Consider the following 24947-nt stretch of genomic DNA (forward strand, 5'->3'; position numbering starts at 1 on the left):
GCAAAGTCCGTTGCGCGGTGTACACCCGCAAGTCCAGCGAGGAAGGCCTCGACATGGACTTCAACTCGCTCGACGCCCAGCGAGAGTCATGTGAGGCTTACATCGTGAGCCAGCGAGCGGAAGGCTGGACCGCAGTTGCCGACCGCTATGATGACGGTGGCTTCTCGGGTGGCACCCTCGAACGACCGGCCCTGAAGCGACTTCTCGCTGCTGTCGAGGCCGGCAAGATAGACGTCATTGTGGTCTACAAAATTGACCGCTGTCCCGCTCAATGCTCGACTTTCTCAATCTGGTCGATCTTTTCGAACGCCATGGCGTGACGTTCGTGTCCGTCACCCAATCCTTCAACACCAAGGATGCGATGGGACGGATGGCGCTGAACATACTGGTGACCTTTGCCCAGTTCGAGCGCGAACTGATCGGGGAACGCATTCGTGACAAGGTCGCGGCGTCTCGCAAGCGCGGCAAGTGGATGGGCGGCTGGACCCCGCTTGGCTACGAAGTCCGGGATCGCAAACTGCTAGTGCACGATGCTGACGCCGAACGAGTCAAAGCCATCTTTCGACGATTCGTGCAGCTCAAGTCGGCGACCCTGCTCGCCCGCGAACTGGTGGCCACGAACGAACGAACCCGGTACGGACATCTCCTCGATAAGGGGGTGCTGTACAAGATCCTGCACAACCGCGTCTATCTTGGCGAGGCCGTTCATAAGGGCACGTCTTATCCGGGCGAGCACGAAGCAATCATCGAGCGCAAGCTCTGGGATCAGGTTCACGCTATTCTCAAGGAGAGCCCGCGCAAACGTGCCAACAACAGCCGGGCGCAAACCCCCGCCCTGCTCAAAGGGCTGCTATTCGGCCCCGACGGCGCGGCGATGTCCCCAACGCACACCCGCAAGGCCGGCCGGCTCTATCGCTATTATATCAGCCAGACCGCGATGAAGCAGGGCAGGTCAGATTGTCCCGTCAAGCTGGTGCCCGCGGCCGAGCTAGAGCGGATCATCATAGATCAGGTTCGCCGACTGCTGCAAACGCCTGAAGTCATCGTTCAGACTTGGCGCGCTCTGCGCAAGCAGTCCGCGGATGTTAGCGAGGCGGAAGTACGCAGCGCGCTGATTGGCTTCGACGAACTCTGGGATGAGCTGTTTCCGGCCGAACAGGCGCGCATTGTCGGGCTGCTCGTCAAACGCATCGACTTGCATGCAGAACGCATGGACATCACGTTGAAGATGGAGGGCCTGAGCTCGCTCTCATCGGAATTGCAGCCCCAGCCCTTCCGGCAGGCCGCCGAATGAACCGACCCACCACCCTCACACTTGGACCTATTGGCCGGCCGAAACTGAGCCGGGATGGCCGAAGCATGGTCGTGAGCATCCCGATCTCGCTTCGCCGCCAGGGCGGACGCAAACGCGTCGTAACGCCTGCGAATGTCGAGGCTTGGTCACCACCGAAGCCGCAGGTCGATAACACGCTGATCAAGGCCGTGGTGCGGGCCCATCGCTGGCGCAACATGCTCGAATCCAACCTGTTTAGCTCGGTGAGAGACCTCGCCAAAGCTGAGAAGATCAACGAGTCCTACCTTTGCCGCGTACTTCGGCTGACGTTACTATCGCCGGCCATCACCGAAGCCATACTGAACGGTCTGCAGCCCGGCGGGCTTGATTTGGCGCTGCTGACCTGCCACTGAATTTTCATCCAGCGGGAGTTAGAGTCTCGGGGTTTTGTACGCCAAACGGCGCGGGTGGAGCAACGGACGATCGGCGGAGCTGGTCGGGGTTGCGCGGCCGATCGTCCGTTGCGGTGAGGTGGGCGGCATAGGCCGCGGGGGTCAGGTATTTCAGCGACGAGTGGGGACGCTGGAGATTGTAGTCAGCGATCCAGGCAACGATCTTGGCGCGGGCGTCGTCGAGATGGAAGAATAGGGTCTCATTGAGCAGCTCATCGCGCATCCGGCCGTTGAAACTCTCGACGAAGCCATTCTGCATCGGCTTTCCCGGTGCGATGAAGTGCCAATCGATGGCTGCGTCCTTGCACCAGGTGAGCATGGCGTTGCAGGTGAACTCGGTGCCATGGTCGGACACGATCATTCCTGGCTTGCCGCGTCGCTCGACGATTGTCGTCAGTTCGCGGGCTACGCGCCGCCCCGAGATCGACGTCTCCGGAATGGCGCCCAGGCATTCCCTGGTGACGTCGTCGACGATGTTGAGGATGCGGAAGCGTCGACCATTGGCGAACTGGTCGTGAACAAAGTCCAGCGACCAGCGTGCGTTGGGCCTCGCCTCCACCAGGATCGGAGCTCGGGTCCCCACGGCCTTGCGGCGAGCGCGCCGCTTGCGGACGGTGAGCCCTTCCTCGCGATAAAGCCGGTAGATCCGATTGATCCCCGACGGCTCGCCCTCCCGCCGCAGCAGGACGAACAGCCGGCGGTAGCCAAAACGTCGCCGCTGGTTGGCGAGGTCGCGCAGCCTGCCACGGAGAGCCGCTTCCGGAGGACGGCTGGAGCGATAGCGGATCATCTTCCGATCCGCGCCCACGATCGAACAGGCCCGCCGTTCCGACAGGCTCATGACGGCCTGCAGATGCGCGACCGCAGCGCGCTTGGCGGCGGGCCCTACCATTTTTTTGAAAGGAGCTCGCGAAGGGCGGCCGTATCAAGCATCTGCTCGGCCAGAAGCTTCTTCAGCTTCGCGTTCTCCTCCTCCAGGGCCCTCAGCCGCTTCGCCTCGGAAACGTCCATGCCGCCGAATTTGGCCTTCCAATTGTAGATCGTCGCTTCGGATATCCCATGCTTGCGAGCCAAATCGGCCGTCTTCGCCCCGGCCTCATGCTCCTTCAGCACCGCGATAATCTGCTCTTCCGTAAACCTTGCTCGCTTCATTTGTCCGTCCTTCGTCAGGTCGGACTCTAACTCCTTCTGGAGGAATTACTCAGTGGCAGGTCAGGGCAAGTGCGCCGTGGGAGACGCCTCCCATGAGCGAGAGGGATTCAAACTGCCGCGCAGCCAAGCCGTTGATTTTCCGAGAAATGCCGTACTAGACCAATTTTGGGAGTTCTAGGATTCGGAGAAAATTCGGTTCTCCGGCTTTATCCAAGCCTATTTTGGATGACGGATTGGAGTTCTCCGTCCGCGGAAAAGCAGGAAAACGGCCGAGTTTCTAACCGGGCTGCAGCTCCCAGTACGAGATAATTTTGGTGGGGTGGCGGAGAGAGTGGGATTCGAACCCACGGTACGGTTTCCCGCACACACGCTTTCCAAGCGTGCGCCTTAAGCCACTCGGCCATCTCTCCGGAGCGCCCTCTCTTGAAGGGGCGCCGACGATTTTGCAAGGGATCGCGGGGATATCGGGCGATTTTTCCGCAACTTATTGTATTTACAGCACAATATCCGGCTCCACGGGTAACTGGAGCGGCCGCGGGGCTGAACCGCGGGCGGCTCTGGCGCGACGATTCACGGCAAGCCGCCACACACGACCGGGGACGCCATGACCATCCGCAACACCATCGCCGCCCTTGGCCTGATTTCGGCCCTCGGCTCTGCCCTTGCCGCGCCGGCCTTGGCACAGGTCTGCACCCGGCAGGGGGTCGACGTCAGCTGCGACGACGGCCGGCGCGGGGTGCTTTCGGGCGATGCCATCCTCTGGCCGGACGGAACGCGCTCCAGCTCGACGCCGCATCAGAGCGTGATCATCGGCAACAAGAGCTCGGTGCATGTCGGGACCGGCGTGTTTGTCGGTCAGGGCAAGGGCGTGGTGCCGCTGGACGATCCGAACGCGCCGAACAAGCGGCAATGCGCGATCCTGGACGGCGTGTCGTATTGCTATTGAGGGGCCGTTTTCACCTCTCCCCGCTTGCGGGGAGAGGTCGGATTGCATCGTAGATGCAATCCGGGTGAGGGGTACAGGTCTCTCGATAGATATCAGGTATGGAGAGAGCCCCTCACCCCAACCCTCTCCCCGTAAGAACGGGGAGAGGGAGAAGAACTAGATCAACCGCACGCCTGAGATCGCCGACTTCAACCAGCGCAGCGCCTGCGGCGGCTGGGCCGCGAGCGGCGCCACGGCGGCCTTCTCGGTGCGGCACTTCTCGAGCTCGGCGACGAAATCGGCGGACCATTGCTGGATGGTGTGGCCGCGCAGCTTCTTCATCATCGCGTCCCAGCGCATCTTGCGCTCGGTGAGCGGCATGGATGCCGCGACCGCGACCGCGCGGGCCATGCCGTCGATATCGTGCGGATTGACCAGCAGCGCGGCATCGAGCTCGTTGGCGGCGCCGGCGAACTTCGACAGCACCAGCACGCCGGGATCGGCGGGGTTTTGCGCGGCGACGTATTCCTTGGCGACGAGGTTCATGCCGTCGTGCAGCGGCGTCACCACGCCGACCTGCGCGGTGCGGTAGAGACCGGCGAGCACGGCCTGGCTGAAGCCTTTGTTCAAATAGCGGATCGGCGTCCAGTCGACCTCGCCGTGGCGGCCGTTGACGTCGGTGACGAGGCGCGCGACCTCGTTCTGGAGATTGCCATAGGCCTCGATGCCGCCGCGCGAGGGATTGGCGATCTGGAGCAGCGAGATGCTGCGCGCAAATTGCGGCTGCTCGGTCCAGAGCCGGTCGAATGCGCTGATGCGGTTGACGAGACCCTTGGAATAGTCGAGCCGGTCGACGCCGATCGCGAGGCGCTCGCCGTTGAGGCTGCGGCGCAGGCGCGACACATCCGGATGCGAGGCCGACTTCGCCGCATAGGCGGCGAACTTCTCCGCATCGATGCCGATCGGGAACACTTCACAGCGCGTGCGCCCATGCTGCGAGACCACGACCCCGTCCTCGATGGTGAGGCCGAGCTCGCCGCCGACATAGCCGAGGAAGTTCTGCCGATCTTCCTCGGTCTGGAAGCCGAGCAGATCATAGGCCAGCATCGCGGTGATCAGCTCGCGATGGTTGGGCACGCCCTGCATCACAGCAGTGACGGGCCACGGCGTATGCAGGAAGAAGCCGATGGGATCATCGACGCCGAGCTCGCGCAGTTCGGCACCGAGCGCGAGGAAATGATAGTCCTGAACCCAGAACGCAGTCCGGGCTTTGCGGAAACGCATCAAGGCGCGCGCCATGAAGGCGTTGACCTCGCGATAGCTGACATAGTCCTCGCGCGAGACGCGGATCAGGTCGCTGCGCGAATGCAGCGCCGGCCACAGCGCCGAATTGGCAAAGCCTTCGTAGTATCCGCCGTAATGGGCCGCCGGCAGATCCAGCGTCGCAATCGCGCCTGTCCCGAGCGCCTCGATCTCGGCGAACGGCTCCTTCTGATGGCCATCACGCACCCGGCCGGAGGAACCGACCCAGATCGCACCAGAATGTTCCACCACGGGAAGCAATGCCGCCGCAAGGCCGCCCGTCATCGGTTCGTTGGGTTTGCCGCGGGCGACGCGATTTGAAACGACGATCAAGTTCACAGGTCGTCCCCTCCTGTTCATTCCGCCCCATTTAACTGCCGTTCATCAATATGGTTCCTCATCATCGTTTCAACCAATTGAAACCAAAATCGGGCGTGCGCGTTGGAACTGGTTTCGCTGGCGGAACCCAGTCATTTCGTTGCAACTCCGGTCCGGTTGCGCAGCATGCATCGCAGCGCGCAATGGCGCTGCGATGGGAGCCTTTGTGTCTGCGAGATGACGCTGCCTTGGTTTCACCTGGGATCGAGCAGGTGCGCAAGAAACGCACGCACATCCGCCGGCGCATCGAAATGGCCATTCACGCCCATGGCGCGGCGGCCGACCGAGAACGCCAGCCCGTCCATGTCGGGCATGATGGCGAACACGGTCTCATCGGTGACGTCGTCACCGATGAACAGCGGACGACGTCCTTTGAACGGGGCGCGCTTCATCAACTCGCGCACGCCGCTCGCCTTGGTGAATCCGGAATGCTTGATCTCGCAGACGAACTTGCCCGGCAGCACCTCGATCGGCGCATTGGGCAGATCGGCGCGGATCAGCGAGACGGATTCGTAGATCGCCTTCTCCGCATGCGGCGCCAGGCGGTAATGCAGCGCGAGCGAATAGCCCTTGTCCTCGAGCAGGATTCCGGGGCTGAGCTTGGCGATGGCGGCGAGGCGCCGCTTCAGCTCCTTGTCGAGCGGCGGCGCGTGCAGGGCATCCGCTTCACTGTCCACCGCCAGCCGCATCTCCGCGCCATGGCCGGCGACGGCGCGGAACACGTCGGGCGCGAAGATCAGGTCGATGTCGTTGAGCGAGCGACCGCTGACAAGCGCCAGCGCCCCAGAGGTGCGCTCGGTCAAAGCTTTCAGCGTTTCCGACAGGCCCGGCGGCACCCACACCTCCCGCGGCGTCGGCATCAGCTCAAGCAGCGTGCCATCGATGTCCAGCAGAATGGCGATTTCATCGAGATGCGGCACCAACGCATGCGGCACCGGCACCGTTTCCGGCGTCTCGTCGTCATCTGGTATGGTGAGCTTCTGGTCCAACGCCATTTCCGCAAGTTCCGATTTCATCAGTCTACTCCATAAAGGCGAGCGGCCGCGCGATGTGTTCGAGCGATTTGCGCTCGGCGGCGACGGCATAGCGCCATGCCACGATCGCAGCCGCGATCATCAGGACGGCCCCCAGCAGATAGCCGGCGAACACGCTGGTGCGCGATCCCGTGTCGATCAGCGCGCCGAACAGCGCCGGCCCTATGACGCCGCCGATGCCGGTGCCGACCGCATAGAACACCGCGATCGCCAGCGCGCGGACCTCGAGGGGAAAGGTCTCGCTGACGGTGAGATAGGCCGCGCTCGCGGCGGGCGATGCGAAGAAGAAGATCACCATCCAGGCGATGGTCTGCCCCTGCGCGCTCAGGACACCGATCGAGAACAGATAGCCTGATAGCGCCAGCAACAGGCCTGACGCGGCGTAGGTGAACGTGATCATGGTGCGGCGTCCCAGCGTATCGAACAGGCGGCCGAGCAGCAGCGGCCCGAGGAAATTGCCGGCCGCGAACGGCAGCAAGTACCAGCCGACGTGGTCGGCCTTGATGCCGTAGAAATCGGTCAGCACCAGCGCGAAGGTGAAGAAGATGGCGTTGTAGAAGAACGCCTGTGCGCTCATCAGCACGAGGCCGACCAATGCGCGCTGGCGATAGACCGAAAACAAGGTGTGGACCACCTCGGCGATCGGCGTGTGATCGCGCATCTTCAGGCGGATCCTGGTGAAGCGTCCGTCGCTCGTATCCTGGTCGTGCCCGATCACCGACCGCTCGATCCCGTCGACGATGGCATGGGCCTCGTCGGGACGGCCATGAATCATCAGCCAGCGCGGACTTTCCGGGATCCACATCCGCATCAAGAGCACGCCGAGGCCGAGGGCGGCGCCGATCAAATAGGCCAGGCGCCAGCCGTGATCGGGAGCGAATACTGCGGGATCGAGCAGCACGATGGCGGCGACCGCGCCCATCGCAGCCCCGATCCAGAAGCTGCCGTTGATCACGAGATCGGTCCAACCGCGATAGCGTGCGGGCACCAGCTCCTGGATCGTCGAGTTGATCGCTGTGTACTCGCCGCCGATGCCGGCGCCGGTGAGAAAGCGGAACAGCGCGTAGCTCGCGACATCCCACGACAGCGCGGTTGCGGCCGTTGCCGAGAGGTAGAGCGCCAGCGTGATGAAGAACAGCTTCTTGCGGCCGATACGGTCGGTCAGCCAGCCGAAGCCGAGCGCACCGAGCACGGCGCCCGCGAGGTAGGCGGAGTTGGCGATGCCGAGATCGAGATTGGAGAACTGCATCGATGGGCTTTGCTTCAGCGCACCGGAGAGCGCACCCGCAAGCGTCACCTCGAGGCCGTCGAGAATCCAGGTGATGCCCAGCGCGAGCACGACGCGGGTGTGAAAACCGCTCCACGGCAGCGCATCGAGCCGCGAGGGAATGCTGGTCTCGACGATGCGGTCGGTCACGGCCGCCGCCGGGACTACGGGTGCATAGTTCAGCGCTGGGCTCTGCTGCAGTTCCATCGGATTGTTGCGTCTGATCAATGGAAGCGGCCCCGGCTCACATGACGTGGACGGGGTCGATCCGATCATCGGGGTGCGGCATTCTGCCTGCCACCTGCGACAACGTTTGCGAGGGGGCCGGGTTCCCGGTGGAACGCCAGCGAGCACCGCTCGTTTCCGCTGGACCCGCAAGGAGTTGGCGCATGGCTCAGGTCAGAAAGACGACACATTCTCGAAACAGCAGCCCGCGCAAGACGGCACGCAAGGCAAACACCCGGCGGAGCGGGACCGCGCACAAGAGCACCAAACGCGCCACAAGGCGCTGGTCGCAGCGCGTGACGGAGGAGAGCGATGCGCTCGACCTCAAGCAAGGGGTGTTCAAGCTGACCAGCGCGAAGAGGATTGCGGCCTCGCTGAAGCGCTCGGCCGAGCACAGCTCGCGACGCAAGACTGGCGCCTATCGCTCGGCGCTGTCGATGCTGACCTTCTACATCAACCGCGCCGGCAAGACGCTGCCCAAGACGCAGCGCACGCGACTGGAGCGCGCGAAGGTCGAGCTGAAGCGGGCGTTCGGAAGGGAATGAACTCACTCCGCTGTCGTTCCGGACAGCGGAGTGTAAGGCGATAGCGCGGCCCTTCGGGGCCGCGAGCTACAGGAGCAGCGAACCTACGCCGCGCGGATATTCGCCATGAAGCGGTCGAGCTCGGCGCGAAGGCGGGTGCTTTCGCTCGACAGCGTCTTGGCCGAGTTCAGCACCTCTTCGGAGGCCGAGCCGGTCTCGGCGGCGCCGCGGTTGACCTCGCCGATATCGGTGGCCGCGGTCTGGGTGCCCTGGGCGACGGTCTGGACGCTGCGGGCGATCTCCTGGGTGGCGGCGCCCTGCTGCTCCACCGCGCTCGCGATCGAGGTCGAGATCGACGAGATCTGGCCGATCGTCGCGCCGATCTCCTTGATCGCGGCAACCGATTCGGCGGTGGCGCCCTGCATGCCCGTGATGTGCGAGGAGATCTCGTCGGTCGCCTTCGCGGTCTGGCTCGCCAGCGACTTCACCTCGCTCGCAACCACCGCGAAGCCGCGGCCGGCTTCACCGGCGCGAGCGGCCTCGATGGTGGCGTTCAGCGCGAGCAGATTGGTCTGCTCGGCAATCGCGGTGATCAGCTTGACCACCTCGCCGATCTGCTGGGCGGCATGCGAGAGCTTGCCGATGCGGCCGTCGGTTTCCTTGGCCTGCATCACGGCAGCCTCTGCGATGCGGCTGGAATCGCGCACCTGGCGGCCGATCTCCTCGACCGAGGCCGACAGCTCTTCGGTCGCGGTCGCGACCGACTGCATGTTGGAGGAGGCCTGCTCGGAGACGCCGGCGACCTGGCTCGACAGGCTCTGCGTGGTCTCGGCGGTGCGGGTCAGCGTCGAGGCGGCCGATTCCAGCTGCACGGCCGAGGCCGAGACGTTGGAGACGATGGCACCCACCGCGTTCTCGAAATCGTCGGCAAAGCGGATCAGCTCGGCGCGGCGGCTTGCGGCCTGCTCGCGGTTCTGCACTTCGCTGGCGGCAGCGTCGCGCTCGGCCTTTGCAACGGCCTGGATCTTGAACTCCTCGACCGCGCTGGCCATCTCGCCGATCTCATCCTTGCGGCCAAGACCCGGCAGCACGACGTCGAAATTGCCCGAGGCGAGCTCCCGCATCGCCTTGCACATCGCGATCATCGGCCGCGAGATGCCGTTGCCGAGCCACAAGGCCAGCACGACGCCGATGGCCAGCCCGCCGAGCGCCATCATCAGCATCAGCTGCTGGGTCTCTACGATCGTCGCATTGGCGCTCGCCTCGATGCGTTGCTGGTCCGCGGTGAGATCCGAACGCAGCTCGGCCGAGAGCTTGAGGATGGTCGCCGCCGTCTTGGTCATCTCGCCGTTCAGCTTGACGATGACCTTCACGTTCTCGGTCAGCTTCGCGAACGAGGTGCGGTACTGCTTCAAGAGATCGCCGATCTCCTTGACGCGATCGGTGATCTTCTGGTCGTTCGCGTAGACGGAGACCAGCAGCGTCTCGAGGAACTTGATGCGGGCGATCACGCCGTCGGCGGTCTTCGGCTCCGGCTTGGCGACGAAAGCGCTGACCGAGGTCGAGACCGCCAGATATTGCGAGGTGATGTCCTTGGCCGTGGTCTGCACCGAGGAGAGACCCGCCAGCGCCGCGGTGTCGGCGAGATCGTCGAATTTGAAGCGGATCTTGTTGCCGACACTGTTGAGCTCGTCGGCCGCGATCTTGTTGTTCTCGCGCGTCAGCGTGATGATCTCGCTGAAGACTTTCGTAAAGCTCTGGAACTCGGCCTCGAGCTTGCCGACCTGCTCGCGGCGAGCCGCGCCTGTGGTGGCGGCCATCGACTTGGCGATCGCGCTCTTCAGATTTCCTTCAGCGGCCTTGGCTGCGGTCTCGTCATCGCCCGCGCCGGTCAGGGTATAGGCCCGTGCCAGCCCCTGATAGGCGATCAGCTCGCGATCGACCGTCCGCGCCATATCGGCTTCCGCTACGCTGGTGCGGTAGGAGGCCACAGCGCCTGCGATCCGCTCGAAGCCGAAATACGCGAACGCCATGCTGACGGCGAGGATGGCGAGCACCGCCACGAAGCCGAGGATGATTTTTGCGCGAAAACGCAGCGTTGGCAGCTTCGATTGGCGCGACTTCGATTGGCTCGATTTGGACGTGACCGACATTCCCCCACCCCATTCCATTCGCGGAAAACCAGGCGCAGCCGGGAAGCAGCCCGCTTCCCGACTCGTGTGCACGGTAACCGGCAAAGGATAAGCTGCGGTAAACTTATGGCGCCGCAACTGGCGGTTAGGTGACGTAGGGATTTGTTAAGGTGCGCTCTACTACGCCGCGCGGATATTCGCCATGAAGCGGTCGAGCTCGGCGCGAAGGCGGGTGCTTTCGCTCGACAGCGTCTTGGCCGAGTTCAGCACCTCTTCGGAGGCCGAGCCGGTCTCGGCGGCGCCGCGGTTGACCTCGCCGATATCGGTGGCCGCGGTCTGGGTGCCCTGGGCGACGGTCTGGACGCTGCGGGCGATCTCCTGGGTGGCGGCGCCCTGCTGCTCCACCGCGCTCGCGATCGAGGTCGAGATCGACGAGATCTGGCCGATCGTCGCGCCGATCTCCTTGATCGCGGCAACCGATTCGGCGGTGGCGCCCTGCATGCCCGTGATGTGCGAGGAGATCTCGTCGGTCGCCTTCGCGGTCTGGCTCGCCAGCGACTTCACCTCGCTCGCAACCACCGCGAAGCCGCGGCCGGCTTCACCGGCGCGAGCGGCCTCGATGGTGGCGTTCAGCGCGAGCAGATTGGTCTGCTCGGCAATCGCGGTGATCAGCTTGACCACCTCGCCGATCTGCTGGGCGGCATGCGAGAGCTTGCCGATGCGGCCGTCGGTTTCCTTGGCCTGCATCACGGCAGCCTCTGCGATGCGGCTGGAATCGCGCACCTGGCGGCCGATCTCCTCGACCGAGGCCGACAGCTCTTCGGTCGCGGTCGCGACCGACTGCATGTTGGAGGAGGCCTGCTCGGAGACGCCGGCGACCTGGCTCGACAGGCTCTGCGTGGTCTCGGCGGTGCGGGTCAGCGTCGAGGCGGCCGATTCCAGCTGCACGGCCGAGGCCGAGACGTTGGAGACGATGGCACCCACCGCGTTCTCGAAATCGTCGGCAAAGCGGATCAGCTCGGCGCGGCGGCTTGCGGCCTGCTCGCGGTTCTGCACTTCGCTGGCGGCAGCGTCGCGCTCGGCCTTTGCAACGGCCTGGATCTTGAACTCCTCGACCGCGCTGGCCATCTCGCCGATCTCATCCTTGCGGCCAAGACCCGGCAGCACGACGTCGAAATTGCCCGAGGCGAGCTCCCGCATCGCCTTGCACATCGCGATCATCGGCCGCGAGATGCCGGTGCCGAGCAGGAAGGCGAGGACCGCGCCTAGCAGCGTGCCGCCGACGGCCAGCATCAGCACCAGCTGCTCGGTCTGCCCGATGGTCGCCGCCGACTCCGAATCCAGCCGCTGCTGCTCGGCGACGAGGTCCGCCTTCATGGCGGTGGCGCCTTGCTGGATCGCGCCGGCCGAGCCGCCCATCTCAGTGACGAGGTCATCGACCAGCTTGGCGTTGGCGATCAGCTTCTCCAGCGCCTCGCGATAGGCGCCGAGGATGGACTTGGCCTCCTTGAGGCCGGCGACAATCTTGTCGTCCATGGAATAGACCGCGCCCAGCGAGTTCTCGACGAATTTCAGCCGCGCGAGGGCGCTGTTCGCGATTGCCTGATCGGACGTCAGCACGAACTGGGTGGCTGCAGCGCTTGCGGTCTGGAATTGGGCGTTGACCTGCTTGGTGCCAAACTCGATCGCCTGCGCTTCGGCGTCGGAGGCGTTGTTGCCGATGTCGTCGAGCTTGTACTTCAGAAGATTGGCTTGGCGCTGGAGCTGGTTCTGCACCAGCAGCGCGCTGTCGCGCTTGGCCTGGAGCACCTTGCCGAACGTGGCGGAGAAGTTGGAAAACTCCTTGGCGAGCTTGCCGAGGCTTTCCTGCCGCGGCCGCTGCTTGGCGCTCTTGACGGCCTGGTCGATGGCGTTCTTCAGGCTGGCCTCGGCATCGAGCGCCGCCTTGGCGTCGTCTTCCTTGCCGGTGACGACGAAATATCTGACGGCCGAACGATAGGCGAGCAGCTCGCGATCGATGTTGCGCGCGAGATCGGCCTCCGTCACGCTGCTGCGGTAGGATCCGACCCCGGCGGCGACCCGCTCGAAGCCGAAATAGGAAAACGCCATGCTGCCGGCGGAGATCACCAGCACGGCGGCGAAGCCGAGGATGATCTTTGCGCGGAACTTGAAGGTCGGAAATAGTGCACGCTTCGACGGCGACGCGGTACGCCCGGACATTCCCAACCCCCAGCTCATGTGATTCTGCGGTCCGGAAGCAGCCCTTTCCGAACGTTGCGGAAAATTAGGGCAGAATCCTCAAGGGGTGGTAAATCCGTCCGGGCTTGCGGGGAGCGGCTGCCGTGTTGCGGCTCACCGGAAAACGCCCTACTCTCGATAATTATCAGGCACTTGGCATCAGACCGAGCCTTCAGGGAGAAACGGAGTGGGGCAAACCGATTTTCGGTTTGGCGGTGCGTCTGGCGTTGCCGTGGCCAAGTCGAAGGCCGCGAGCGTCGATGACGCCGTGGCCGAGCTGGCCGCCCAGCTCCCGTCCGACGGGCTGGCGCTGATCCTGGTGTTCGTCTCCCCCAGCTACGACCCCGATCGCTTCATCGCCGAGATCAGCCGCCAATTCGACGACACCCAAGTCTGCGGCTGTACCACCGCGGGCGAGCTTGCTCCTGACGGCTGGGACGAGAACAGCGTCGTGGCGCTGGCGTTCAGCCGCGCCGACTTCTCCGCGGTGGTGCGACCCATCTTCAACCTCGACAGCTTCCGCGTCGAGGACGGCCGCAGGATCGGGGGCGAGCTCCGGCACGAGCTGTTGCGGGCCACGCCGCAGGTCGAGCGCGGCAGTCCCTTCGGCCTGGTCCTGATCGACGGCCTGTGTCGCCGCGAAGAAGCGGTGATGTCCGCGATCTATGCATCGCTGGACGATATTCCGGTCGTCGGCGGATCGGCGGGCGACGGGCTGCGCTTCGAGAAGACGTTCGTGTTCTTCGACGGCAAGGCACACAGCAATGCCGCCCTCTTGATCCTGCTGAACACCTCGTTGCCGTTCCGCGTCTTCAAGTGCGACAATTTCGAGCCGCAGGCGCAGAAGATGGTGGTGACCGAGGCCGACATCGAAAACCGCATGGTCCGGGAACTGAACGCAGAGCCTGCCGCGCAGGAATATTCGCGCGTGGTCGGCATCATGGACGCCAAGCTCGATCCGTTCTCCTTCGCCTCGCATCCGGTCCTGGTGCGCGTCGGCGGCGCCTATTACGCGCGCTCGATCCAGCGGGTCGAGCCGGACGGCTCCTTGCATTTCTTCTGCGCCATCGACGAGGGCATGGTGCTGACCGCTGCGACCTCGCGAAGCCTGGTCGGCGCGGCCCGCGAGACGTTCGCCGACATCCGCGACCAGATCGGAGACGTCTCGCTCTATATCGGCTTCGAATGCCTGCTCCGCCGGCTCGATGCCGAGCAGCATCAGCTCGCCCGCGATATGTCAGAACTGTACCGGCAGAACCGCGTGGTCGGCTTTCACACCTACGGCGAGCAGTTCGGCTCCATGCATGTGAACCAGACCTTCACGGGGGTCGCGATCGGAAGGCGCCCGTCGTGACGGACATGTGGCAGGGCCCCGATGCGGTCGACCAGCTCAGGCGCGAGGCCGCCAAGCTGAGGAAGATCAATGCCGCGCTGATGTCGCGCGTCGAGCGCTCGATGGACCAGCAGCTCAACGCCTTTTCATTGTTCGAAACCGCCATTGCGCTCGACCACAAGGTTCGCGACCGGACGCACCAATTGCGCGAAGCGCTGCATTCGGTCGAGCGCGCCAATGAGGGTCTCTACCGCGCCAAGCAGCAGGCGGAGGCGGCAAGCTCTCTGAAATCCTCGGTGCTGATCTCGGTCACCCACGATCTGTTGCAGCCGCTCAACGCGGCGCGCCTGACCCTGTCCGCGCTGACGGAGATGATGGAGTCGCAGGAAGCGGGCGTGCTGATCGACCAGGCCAGCCGCTCGCTGGTGATGCTGGAGGACCTGCTGCGCTCGCTGCTGGAGATCGCCAAGCTCGATTCCGGCGCGCTCAAGCCCGACGTGCGCGCGATCGCGCTGGCGCCGCTATTCGAGCAGCTCCGCAACGAGTTCGAGCCGATCGCCGCGCGGCAAGGCCTGTCCTTGCGCATTCGCCCCGCTCGGCTCGCGGTGATGTCGGATGCGATGATGCTGCGGCGGATCCTGCAGAACCTGCTCGCCAATGCCATTCGCTATACCCGCAGCGGCGGCGTCGTGATGGGATGCCGGCCGCGCGGCGGGCAGATCTGCGTCCAGGTCTCCGACACCGGACCCGGGATCGCGCAGGCGCAGCAGGAGGCGATCTTCCGCGAGTTCCAGCGCGGCGATGCCAATGCGGCCGACCAGGCCGGCTTCGGGCTCGGCCTCTCCATCGTCCGCCGCTTCGCCAGCGAGCTCGGGCACGAGGTGCGGCTGTCGTCACAGCTCGGCAGGGGATCGACCTTCACCCTGGAGCTGGAGCCGGCCGACCTCGCCGAGGTCGCCGACGAGGTGCAGGCGCCCGCCGCGCGGCACTACGATTACAGCGGGCTCGAAGGCGCCAAGATCCTGCTGATCGAGAACGATCCGAACGGCTCGGAGGCGATGGCCGCGCTGCTGGAGGGATGGGGCTGCGACGTTGCGACGACGCGATCGGGTGCGGACGCGCTCGTGCGCCTCAGCGAGCTCGGCGGCGCGCCCGATGTCGTGATCGCGGACCTCCATCTCGATCACGGCGAAAGCGGCCTGTCGGCCATCACCGAGGTGCGGGAGCATTTGAAGCTCGACACCCCCGCCATGATCATCACCGCCGATTATTCCGAACAGGCGGCGAAGCAGGCGAGCCTCCAGGGCCTCGAAGTGCTGAAGAAGCCGATCAAGCCGGCCGAGATGCGGGCGCTGCTGTCGTTCCTGCTGAGCTGAAGGGCGCGGCGCACATCAAGTCGTAAAACAACCCCATGCACAGTACCGGTAGCATCTTACAGCATGCTATGGCTTTGACGTTTCAATGAGTTACCTGCCGGCCGTGACGCGCCCCGCATGGCCAAAAAGCGGCAAATAAAAATCACTGCTGATCCGGCGGGGCATGCTCGCGCCGCCCCGGAGTCCCCTCGCCGGCCAAGGTCGCGAAATCGATCCGGGACATTTCGACGATGGCCTTGGTGCGGCTGAGCACGTTGAGCTTGCGCAGGATGTCGGAGACGTGGACCTTCACCGTGGTCTCGGAGATGTTCAGCTCGAAGGCGATCTGCTTGTTCTGCAGGCCGCGCTTGAGCATTTCGAGCACGCGCAATTGCTGCGGCGTCAGCTCGTGCAGGCGTTTCAGCAGATCCTGCGCCGGGCCGGCGGCGCGTTGCGGGCGGACGAGCCCGCGATAGGCGGCCGGGACACAGACCGCACCGCGCAGCACCTCGCCGATCGACTGCGCCAACTCCTGCTTGGAGGACGATTTCAGGATGTAGCCGGAGACGCCGAGCGACAAGGCGCCGGCTATGATCTGCGGATCCTGATGCCCGGATACGATGACGACGGGAATCCTGGGAAAGGCCTTGCGGATGCGGATGATGCCGAAAGGCCCGTGGTGCCCGGCATTGACAGATCGAGCAGGATGAGGTCGAGCTCGGCAGCCGCCGCGGCCTGCTCGAGCGCACCGTCGATCGACGTCGCCTGAAGGATCTCGGCCGCCGGCGCCGCCATCTGGAGCGCGCCCTCCAAGGCTTCGCGAAACAACGGATGGTCTTCGACGATCAGAAATCGCATCACGCGTGAGCCATTCTCGGTTGATTGGCCAGATGATCGAAGGGTTCGACGCCGAAACGAGAATGTCGCAGCCGGACCAGACCGGCTTGATCCAAATCAAGCAGGATATTGCGCGTCATTGCGGCCGCCCGCGGTCGGCCCGCGCATAAGGCCGGGCCTTGGGATCCGGCAGGTCCACCTTGCCGATCTCGATGATCGCCTTGTTGCGGCTGAACAGGCCGAGCTTGCGCAGAATTTCGGTGATATGCGCCTTCACCGTGGATTCGGCGAGCTGAAGCTCCTGGCCGATCTGCCGGTTCGGATAGCCGCGCCGCAGCAGATCGAGCACGCGAAGCTGTTGCGGCGTGAGCTCGCGCAGCTTGACCTCGAGCGCCTTGCTGGCCTCGGCCCGGCGCCGCTGCGACGTTGCCACGAAATCCTTCGGCACCGACACCGATCCGTTCAGCACGCCCTCGATCGACTGCGCCAGCTCGCGCTTCGACAGCGACTTCGGCAGAAAACCCGCGGCCCCAAGCTCCAGCGCCTCGCGAACGACGCGCTGGTCCTCCTCGCTCGACACGATGGCGACGGGCAGGCGTGGATGGGCCTCGCGCAAGCGCAGGAAGCCGGAGAAGCCGGTCGCATCGGGCAGCAGGAGGTCGAGCAGCGCGAGGTCGATGCCCTCGCCCTCCTCGGCCGTCAGGATGTGAAGGGCGTCCTCGATCGACATCGCCTCGAAGATCCGCGCCTCCGGCAGAGCCAGCCGCACCGCATTACCGAGGGCCTCGCGAAACAGCGGATGATCGTCGATGATCAGGAAGCTGGTCATGGCGCCTTCACAGGACTGCACCGCCGAATGCTGCACCGTACGGGCATCCGCCGCCGTAGCGGAAGAGGCGGAACCATCCGGCATCAATCCGGCACCGGGATGGCGCCGGATGAACGCTACCACATCCTCCCGATCGGGTTCGGTCAAGACCGTTCAATCGTTCGATTCGACCTGGACCGTCAGCAGGAAGGAATAGATGCTGTTGACCTGGTCCTCGGTGTAGACCTCCTTCCAGGCCGGCATGCCCTTGTTCGGCCGTCCCTCCTGCACGGTGGTCAAATATTTCTCGCGCATCTCGTCGCCGTAGCGGTGACGCAGCAGCCGCAGATCGATCTTGCGCTCGCTCTGGATCGCATCGGGACCGTGGCAGTGCGCGCAGGTTCCGTTGAAGATCTCCTTGCCCGCACCGACGGCCTCAAGGCCCGGCGCGACCGCATCGCCCTTGGTCTCGGTCGCCACGACATTGGCGACCTGGGCGACGGCTCCGCTTCCCGTGCCCGTCGTCACCGGCGTCGGTGCCGCGCCGAAGCGAACCGGCGCGCCGCCGGGCAAACCGTATTTCACGGCGAGCTCGCCGATCTTGCCCTGAAGCTGCGGCAGCACGGCATTGACGCGGTCGCGCAGCTCGGTCGAGGTCTTGGCAAAGCCGATGGCGGCATCCCATGACAGGCCCTCGCCCTCGGTGAGCTCGATCTGGTAGCGGCCGTCGTAGCTGGTCTTGTTGAGCCAGCCGGCAACCGGTCCCCAGATGAAGGCGACGTCGGCCCTTCCCTGGTCGAGCGCCTGCATGCCCTCCTCGGGCGACAGCACCGTCACCTTCTGGATATCGTCGCGGCTGGCGAGCAGGTTTTGCGGCGTGCTGGCGAACTGCACGGCGACGCGCTTGCCCTTGAGGCCGTCGATGCCGCCGATCACCGCGCCCCTCGCAGATTCCTTGGCGGCGACGAGGGCATAGCCCTCCTTGGCGAAGGTGTCGGAGAAGATCACGGCCGGGCCCATGAAATCTGCGGACCGCGGCAGCCCGATCATGGCGTCGCATTGCTTGCCGAGCAGCGTGACCCGCACCGTGCGCTTGCCGAAATAGGATTTGTACCAGTCATAGGCGATCGGCCGGCCGAGCGCCTGCGCCAGGGCTTGTCCGATCTCGACGTAGAAGCCCGGCTTCGACGAGCTGTCGCTCGAGAATGGCAGGTTGGTCGGATCGGCGCAGAGACGGAACGGCTGCGCCTCGTCGGCCTGCAGCTGCGAGGCCGGAACGATCAGCACAGCAGTAGCGCATGCGAGCAGGGCTGCGATGGCGCGATGTCGGCTCGCACCGGTGGCGGAATGATTCGGACGCATCCTCGTCTCCCTTGGCGTTTCGCTTGACGTTTCTCTTGGCGTTGCCGTTGTTGCGCCGGAGCTTGTTGGGCCAGGCGCGGCGGCACCAGGCATCGGCCGATGCCGCAGCTAAAGTCCGGAGAAAGCGCGCGCGTATCCCGTCACCTCGAGGATACGCGCGCGAGTTGTCACTGGACGGAGAACACGAAGAGCGAGCCGCCCTCGGGGGCTGCGGCCGTCATCTTCTTTCCTACCTCGCCCAGGAACGCAGGCAGCGCAGCGGTGCGGCCGACGACGATGGCGACATATTGCTTGCCGTCGACCTGATAGGTCACCGGGCCTGCGCCGATGCCGGAGCCGAGATTCTTGCTCCACAGCACCTTGCCGGACTTCGCATCGATGGCGCGGAAGTCGCCATGGATGTTGCCGGCAAACACGAGGCCGCCGCCGGTGGTCAGCGTGCCGCCGTTGAAGGGCAGGTCTTCCTTGATCGACCAGACCTTCTTCTGCGCGACCGGATCCCAGGCCACGAGCTCGCCGAGGAAGCCGCCGGGGCCTTCCTTGGTCGGGAATTCGGCGCCGAGATAGAACACGCCGCGCTTGTAAGTGACGTCGCTGACCGACCAGTCCATGCAGACGTTGTTGGAGGGGATGTAGACGAGGCCGGTCTGCGGGTTGAACGACATCGGCTGCCAGTTCTTGCCGCCGATCAGGTTCGGGCAGATGTCCTTGGCGGGATGGCCCGGCCCGGGACGCTTGTCGGGATCCTCGACCGCGCGCATCGTGGCGACGTCCCACTTCTTGGCCCAGTTGGAGAACACGTATTTCTCCGCCGACAACACCTTACCGGTCTCACGGTTGGCGACGAAGAAGAAGCCGTTGCGGTCGGCCTTCATCAGCGTCGGAACGGTGCTGCCGCCGATCTTGAGATCCGCGAGCACGGCTTCGTTGACGCCGTCATAGTCCCAGGCGTCGGCCGGCGTGGTCTGGATGTGCCACTTGATCTTGCCGGTGTTGGGATCGAGCGCGAGCGTCGAGGCGGTGTAGAGGTTGGTCAGCTTGCCGAAATTGCCGTCGCCGGTCGAACGCACCGCCGTGTTCCACGGGGCCGGATTGCTGGTGCCCCAATAGACCGTGTCGGTCTTCGGATCGTAGGAACCGACCAGCCAGGCTGCGCCGCCGCCATGCTGGGCGGAGTCGCCCTTCCAGGAATCGCCGCCGGGCTCGTCGGGGGACGGAACGGTGTAGGTCTGCCACACCTGCTTGCCGGTGTTGATGTCGAAGGCCAGCAGCGCGCCGCGCACGCCGTATTCGCCGCCGCCGAAACCGGTGATGACCTTGTCGCGCACGACGAGCGGCGGCGAGGTGATGACCGAGCCCTGCTTGTAGTCGACCACCTTTGCCGTCCACAGCGACTTGCCCGTCGCGGCATCGAGCGCGGTCAGCTTGCCGTCGAGGCGGCCGACGAAGATCTTGCCGTCGGCATAGGAGACGCCGCGGCTGTTCACGTCGCAGCAGGCGTATTGCAGCACGTCCTCGGGAATATCGGGCTCCCAAGTCCATTTGCGCTGCCCCGTCGCGGCATCGAGCGCATAGACGTATTTCGGACCCCACGAGCTCGAAACGTAGAGCGTGTTGCCGATGACGATCGGCGAGGATTCGTTCGAACGCAGCGACGCCAGCGAGAAGGAGTAAGCGAGGGTCAGCTTGCCGGCGTTCTCGGTGTTGATCTGCTTGAGCGGGCTGAAGCGCGTGTTGCCGTAATCGTGGCCGGCAACGGCCCATTGATTCGAATCGGATTGCGCCTTGAGCACCGAATCGTTGGCGCGAACGCCCGGTGTAACGGCGGCGAGCATCGCAATCATGGAGATGCCGGCCAAGAAGCCCTTCGTTCCAAAGGTCATGTATTCCCTCCGCGATGTTGTTGTGCACGCCTCGTTGGGCGCCTGAGCGCACTGCGCTCGTGATGCGCAGTTCGCCTGCGAGCCATCGTTCGAAATTACAGCATCGCCGTTTCGCGCTTAGTATAGGCGGAAGGTAGTAGTGCAAATCATCGGCGGCTTTCGCCGCTCATCTCGTTGTCGCGCCTTGCGTCTTGCCCTTGTTTTGCTGTTCGAAATGCGTCATCGAACTTAGGCAGCATCGCGCCGCGAGCGGAAGCCGCAGCGTTCACTGCCGTAGGGTGGGCAAAGGCGCGCTTCTCGCGCGCCGTGCCCACCACCTCTCTCGATCATGAAGAGTCGTGGGCACGCTTCGCTTTGCGCACCCTACGGCACCTAGAATTGCATCGCCGAATTCAGGCGGCATCGCGCATCGATCACGATAATGGCGCTACCACGCCGGCAAAACTTTCGAAGAAGCTCGCGGCGAGTTTTCGCGACGTCGAGTCGATCAGCCGCGAGCCGAGCTGCGCGAGCTTGCCGCCGATCTGCGCGTCGGCCTCGTAGTGCAGGATGGTGACATCAGGGGCTTCTTCCTCCAGCCTGACCTTCGCGCCGCCCTTGGCAAAGCCGGCGACGCCGCCGGCGCCTTCGCCGACGATGCGATAGCCGTTGGGCGCATCGATATCGGTCAGCGTCACCTTGCCGCTGAACGTCGCCTTCACCGGACCGACCTTCAGCACCACCGTCGCCGTCATTTCGGTCGGCGACGCCATCTCGAGCGATTGGCAGCCGGGAATGCAGCGCCTGAGAATTTCGGGATCGTTGAGCGCGGCCCAGACCTTTGCCTTCGACGCCGGGATCCGCTGACTGTCGTTCATCTGCATCGCTTCCACCCTTGTTGCCGTTGCCTGTACGGCTCGACTAGGGGGACGGGCGGCTGCGTTCAATCGCCAGGAAGTACTAGTGCTGCTTTTCGGACCTCTCATTCACGCGATGTCATTCCGGGGCGCGCCTCTTGGCGCGAACCCGGAATCCATTTCCCCGCGGACTCTGCGGCCCGATGGATTCCGGGCTCCCTCGCTCCGCTCGGGCCCCGGAATGACGGAGTGGACTGTCCTGCCCGACGCGGCTTGGCGGCGGCACTTCGCTGCATCGCCGTAAGCAAAATCAATGGCTTAAGCTGTCTCGTCCTACTACCAAGATCGCGATTACAAAGGCGGGGGCGCATGCTCCTATTCGCGCAACGAGCACGGCATTCAAGGGAGGAACGACGCCCGACCGGGCCTAGGTCCAGGGCAAGCGGCGAGATGACCACGGCACGCGCGACCAGCTCACGCGCCTATTGCGGCGGCAGCGAGCACGCCATCGCAGATGCTAGCTGCGACTTTCCGTGTGTCTCCCACAATGTCGCAGCACGTGATGGCGGCGGCACGAGACGTCGTGGCCGGATCGCAGATCGGCGACCGTCACCACGATGACCCTTCCATGACCGCGTTCAGCAAAAACCCAGTTGCAAAGTTTCGTTTGCGCTGTCTCTAATTAGAACCAATCAAAATCACTTTGGGAGGACTTCAAGTGTCTACAGTCAAACTGACGGTCAACGGCAAGGCCGTTGCTGTCGATGTCGAGGACCGCACGCTGCTGGTCCAGCTCCTGCGCGATCACCTCAACCTGACCGGGACCCATGTCGGCTGCGACACGAGCCAATGTGGCGCCTGCGTCGTGCACATGGACGGCCGCGCGGTGAAATCCTGCACCATGCTGGCGGGGCAGGCCGACGGCGCCAACGTCACCACGATCGAGGGCATCGCCAAGGGCGACGAACTGCACCCGATGCAGGCCGCCTTCCGCGACAATCACGGCCTGCAGTGCGGCTATTGCACGCCGGGCATGATCATGTCGGCGATCGACATCGTGCACCGCCATGGTGGACAGCTCGACGAGGCGACCGTCCGCACCGAGCTCGAAGGCAATATCTGTCGCTGCACCGGCTATCACAACATCGTCAAGGCGGTGCTGGACGCCGCCGGCCGCATGAAGGTCTCGCAGGCGGCCGAGTAAGCGGCGCGCCTCGAAACAAGAACAACCGTCGCAGCCGTCGTTGGACGGCGCGATCAAGGAAATTTCCGGTCGGGAGGACCAGACATGGGTGTTGAAGGCATCGGCGCACGCGTCGTGCGCAAGGAAGACAAGCGTTTCATTACCGGCAAGGGCCGTTACGTCGACGACATCAAGTTGACGGGAATGACCCATGCCTATTTCATCCGCAGCCCGCACGCGCACGCCAAGGTCAAGAAGATCGACTCGTCCGCGGCGCTGAAGATGCCGGGCGTGGTCGCCGTGCTCACCGGACAGCAACTGGTCGACGACAAGGTCGGCAACCTGATCTGCGGCTGGGCCATCACCTCCAAGGACGGCAGCCCGATGAAGATGGGCGCATGGCCGGCGATGGCGCCGGAGACGGTGCGCTTCGTCGGGCAGGCGGTCGCAGTCGTGATCGCCGACAGCAAGAATCTCGCGCGCGACGCGGCGGAAGCCGTCGTGGTCGACTACGAGGAGCTTCCCGCGGTCGCCGACATGCACGCCGCCATCAAGCCCGGCGCGCCGCAGCTTCATCCCGAGGCTCCCGGCAACCAGGTCTATGATTGGGTGATCGGCGACGAGGGCGCGGTGAATGCCGCCTTCTCGAAAGCCGCCAATGTGGTGAAGCTCGACGTCACCAACAACCGCCTCGCGCCGAATGCGATGGAGCCGCGCGCGGCGATCGCCGATTACGACACCGCGGAGGAGCACTTCACGCTCTATACGACGTCGCAGAACCCGCACGTCGCGCGTCTCGTGCTCTCGGCGTTCTACAACATCGCCCCCGAGCACAAGCTGCGCGTGATCGCGCCCGACGTCGGCGGCGGCTTCGGCTCCAAGATCTTCATCTATCCCGAGGAGATGGTGGCGCTGTGGGCCTCGAAGAAAGTCGGCCGTCCCGTCAAGTGGACCGGCGACCGGACCGAAGCCTTCCTCACCGACGCGCATGGCCGCGATCACATCACCCATGCCGAGATGGCCTTCGACGCCAACAACAAGATCATCGGCCTCAAGGTGAAGACCTACGCCAATTTCGGCGCCTACATGTCGCTGTTCTCGTCCTCGGTGCCGACCTATCTCTACGCGACGCTGCTGTCGGGCCAGTACAACATCCCGGCGATCCATGCCGAGGTGATCGGGGTCTACACCAACACCACGCCGGTCGATGCTTATCGCGGCGCGGGCCGGCCCGAGGCGAGCTATCTGATCGAACGGTTGATGGAGACGGCGGCGCGGCAGCTGAACGTCGATCCGGCCCAGTTGCGCCGGACCAACTTCATCACCCAGTTCCCGCACCAGACGCCTGTCATCATGGCCTACGACACCGGCGACTTCAACGCTTCCCTCGATGCGGCGATGAAGGCGATCGACTATGCCGGCTTCCCTGCCCGCAAGGCCAAGGCGAAAGCCGACGGCAAGCTGCGCGGCATCGGCGTGTCCTGCTACATCGAGGCCTGCGGCATCGCGCCGTCGAAGGCGGTCGGCAGCCTGGGCGCCGGCGTCGGCTTGTGGGAATCGGCCGAGGTGCGCGTCAACCCTGTCGGCACCATCGAGATCCTCACCGGCTCGCACAGCCACGGCCAGGGTCACGAGACCACGTTCTGCCAGCTCGTCGCGGAGCGCCTGGGCGTTCCGATCAGCCAAGTCTCGATCGTCCATGGCGACACCGACAAGGTCCAGTTCGGCATGGGCACCTACGGCTCGCGCTCGGCGGCCGTCGGCCTCACCGCGATCCTGAAGGCGATGGAGAAGATGGAATCCAAGGCCAAGAAGATCGCCGCGCATGCGCTGGAGGCGTCGGAGGCCGACATCGTCATCGAGAACGGCGAGTTCAAGGTAACAGGCACCGACAAGGCGATCGCCCTACCGATGGTCGCGCTCGCGGCCTACACCGCGCACAACCTGCCTGACGGGATGGAGCCGGGTTTGAAGGAGAGCGCCTTCTACGACCCGACCAACTTCACCTTCCCGGCCGGCGCCTATATCTGCGAGCTCGAGGTCGATCCCGGCACCGGCAAGACCTCCTTCGTCAACTTCGTCGCGGCCGACGATTTCGGCCGGCTGATCAACCCGATGATCGTCGAGGGCCAGGTCCATGGCGGCCTTGTGCAGGGCATCGGGCAGGCGTTGCTCGAGCATGCGATCTATGATGCCAACGGCCAGCCGGTCACGGCCTCGTTCATGGATTACGCCATGCCGCGCGCCGACGACGTGCCGTCGTTCAACCTGTCCCACACCACGACGCTCTGCCCGGGCAATCCCTTGGGCATCAAGGGTTGCGGTGAGGCCGGCGCGATCGGCGCATCGGCGGCCGTGATCAACGCGATCACGGATGCGATCGGCAAGAACAACCTGGAAATGCCCGCAACCCCGGACCGGGTGTGGCGCACGATCCACGCGGCTTAA

The 24947-nt window shown here is 64.6% G+C and carries 17 protein-coding genes, 1 tRNA gene and 2 pseudogenes; 8 read left to right on the top strand and 12 right to left on the bottom strand.

Going from position 1 to position 24947, the window contains the following annotated elements:
* Positions 1–53: 53 nt before the first annotated feature.
* Together ABIA45_RS26350 and ABIA45_RS26355 are read left to right on the top strand one after the other, a co-directional pair.
* Positions 54–1294, top strand: a pseudogene (locus ABIA45_RS26350) (recombinase family protein).
* Between the two features lie 65 nt (positions 1295–1359).
* A complete protein-coding gene (locus ABIA45_RS26355; RefSeq protein WP_404654330.1) occupies positions 1360–1686 on the top strand; it encodes a hypothetical protein in 327 nt (108 codons plus the stop codon).
* Between the two features lie 4 nt (positions 1687–1690).
* On the opposite strand, the gene ABIA45_RS26360 is transcribed toward ABIA45_RS26355, so the two are convergent.
* Positions 1691–2877, bottom strand: a protein-coding gene (locus ABIA45_RS26360; RefSeq protein WP_404654332.1) for an IS3 family transposase whose coding sequence is annotated in 2 segments (ribosomal slippage) — positions 1691–2625 and positions 2625–2877 — 1188 coding nt in all. Because the reading frame shifts where the segments join, the coding sequence is not laid out codon by codon here.
* Between the two features lie 320 nt (positions 2878–3197).
* Positions 3198–3287 (bottom strand) — tRNA-Ser (locus ABIA45_RS26365).
* Positions 3288–3481: 194 nt separating this feature from the next.
* Between ABIA45_RS26365 and ABIA45_RS26370 the strand changes: the two genes are divergently transcribed.
* A complete protein-coding gene (locus ABIA45_RS26370; protein WP_275507717.1) occupies positions 3482–3823 on the top strand; it encodes a hypothetical protein in 342 nt (113 codons plus the stop codon).
* A 156-nt stretch (positions 3824–3979) separates the two neighbouring features.
* Here the strand turns inward: ABIA45_RS26370 and ABIA45_RS26375 are convergent, their stop codons facing one another.
* The 3 genes from ABIA45_RS26375 to ABIA45_RS26385 form a co-directional block, all read right to left on the bottom strand.
* A complete protein-coding gene (locus ABIA45_RS26375; protein WP_271539765.1) occupies positions 3980–5443 on the bottom strand; it encodes a trehalose-6-phosphate synthase in 1464 nt (487 codons plus the stop codon).
* 233 nt (positions 5444–5676) lie between these two features.
* Positions 5677–6498 (bottom strand): trehalose-phosphatase, encoded by an 822-nt coding sequence (otsB, locus tag ABIA45_RS26380; protein ID WP_036016048.1) that lies wholly within the window; start codon positions 6496–6498, stop codon positions 5677–5679.
* A gap of 4 nt (positions 6499–6502) precedes the next feature.
* Positions 6503–7990: an MFS transporter gene (locus ABIA45_RS26385; protein WP_404544611.1), complete on the bottom strand. Its 1488-nt coding sequence runs from the start codon at positions 7988–7990 to the stop codon at positions 6503–6505.
* Between the two features lie 182 nt (positions 7991–8172).
* Here ABIA45_RS26385 and ABIA45_RS26390 point away from each other — a divergent pair, with 182 nt between their 5' ends.
* Entirely contained in the window at positions 8173–8553 is a 381-nt protein-coding gene (locus ABIA45_RS26390; protein WP_128265462.1) for a DUF3175 domain-containing protein, read from the top strand.
* An 83-nt stretch (positions 8554–8636) separates the two neighbouring features.
* Here the strand turns inward: ABIA45_RS26390 and ABIA45_RS26395 are convergent, their stop codons facing one another.
* On the bottom strand, positions 8637–10685 hold the full coding sequence (locus ABIA45_RS26395; protein WP_404654336.1) for a methyl-accepting chemotaxis protein: 2049 nt from the start codon (positions 10683–10685) through the stop codon (positions 8637–8639).
* A 159-nt stretch (positions 10686–10844) separates the two neighbouring features.
* Positions 10845–12884 carry a methyl-accepting chemotaxis protein gene (locus tag ABIA45_RS26400; protein WP_404654338.1) on the bottom strand — a complete coding sequence of 680 codons (2040 nt, stop codon included), beginning with the start codon at positions 12882–12884 and terminating at the stop codon, positions 10845–10847.
* A 205-nt stretch (positions 12885–13089) separates the two neighbouring features.
* On the opposite strand from ABIA45_RS26400, the gene ABIA45_RS26405 reads away from it, so the two are divergent.
* Entirely contained in the window at positions 13090–14256 is a 1167-nt protein-coding gene (locus tag ABIA45_RS26405) for an FIST N-terminal domain-containing protein (RefSeq protein ID WP_057030254.1), read from the top strand.
* Positions 14257–14261: 5 nt separating this feature from the next.
* Complete coding sequence (locus ABIA45_RS26410; protein WP_404655752.1) at positions 14262–15611, top strand: ATP-binding protein; 1350 nt, start codon at positions 14262–14264, stop codon at positions 15609–15611.
* Between the two features lie 142 nt (positions 15612–15753).
* On the opposite strand, the pseudogene ABIA45_RS26415 reads toward ABIA45_RS26410, so the two are convergent.
* The 5 genes and pseudogenes from ABIA45_RS26415 to ABIA45_RS26435 form a co-directional block, all read right to left on the bottom strand.
* Positions 15754–16448 (bottom strand): annotated as a pseudogene (locus ABIA45_RS26415) (response regulator).
* A 115-nt stretch (positions 16449–16563) separates the two neighbouring features.
* Positions 16564–17256 carry a response regulator transcription factor gene (locus ABIA45_RS26420; RefSeq protein WP_271539832.1) on the bottom strand — a complete coding sequence of 231 codons (693 nt, stop codon included), beginning with the start codon at positions 17254–17256 and terminating at the stop codon, positions 16564–16566.
* Positions 17257–17409: 153 nt separating this feature from the next.
* Positions 17410–18597 (bottom strand): c-type cytochrome, encoded by a 1188-nt coding sequence (locus tag ABIA45_RS26425; protein WP_271539770.1) that lies wholly within the window; start codon positions 18595–18597, stop codon positions 17410–17412.
* A 167-nt stretch (positions 18598–18764) separates the two neighbouring features.
* Positions 18765–20480 (bottom strand): PQQ-dependent methanol/ethanol family dehydrogenase, encoded by a 1716-nt coding sequence (locus tag ABIA45_RS26430; protein ID WP_063822491.1) that lies wholly within the window; start codon positions 20478–20480, stop codon positions 18765–18767.
* 413 nt (positions 20481–20893) lie between these two features.
* Positions 20894–21337, bottom strand: coding sequence for a carbon monoxide dehydrogenase subunit G (locus ABIA45_RS26435; RefSeq protein ID WP_404654341.1), 444 nt, complete (start codon positions 21335–21337; stop codon positions 20894–20896).
* A gap of 697 nt (positions 21338–22034) precedes the next feature.
* On the opposite strand from ABIA45_RS26435, the gene ABIA45_RS26440 reads away from it, so the two are divergent.
* Both ABIA45_RS26440 and ABIA45_RS26445 read left to right on the top strand, forming a co-directional pair.
* Entirely contained in the window at positions 22035–22520 is a 486-nt protein-coding gene (locus ABIA45_RS26440) for a (2Fe-2S)-binding protein (protein ID WP_225143293.1), read from the top strand.
* Positions 22521–22604: 84 nt separating this feature from the next.
* Positions 22605–24947: a xanthine dehydrogenase family protein molybdopterin-binding subunit gene (locus ABIA45_RS26445; protein ID WP_157287013.1), complete on the top strand. Its 2343-nt coding sequence runs from the start codon at positions 22605–22607 to the stop codon at positions 24945–24947.

The sequence above is a fragment of the Bradyrhizobium sp. USDA 336 genome (genome assembly GCF_044908355.1).
GTDB lineage: Bacteria > Pseudomonadota > Alphaproteobacteria > Rhizobiales > Xanthobacteraceae > Bradyrhizobium > Bradyrhizobium yuanmingense.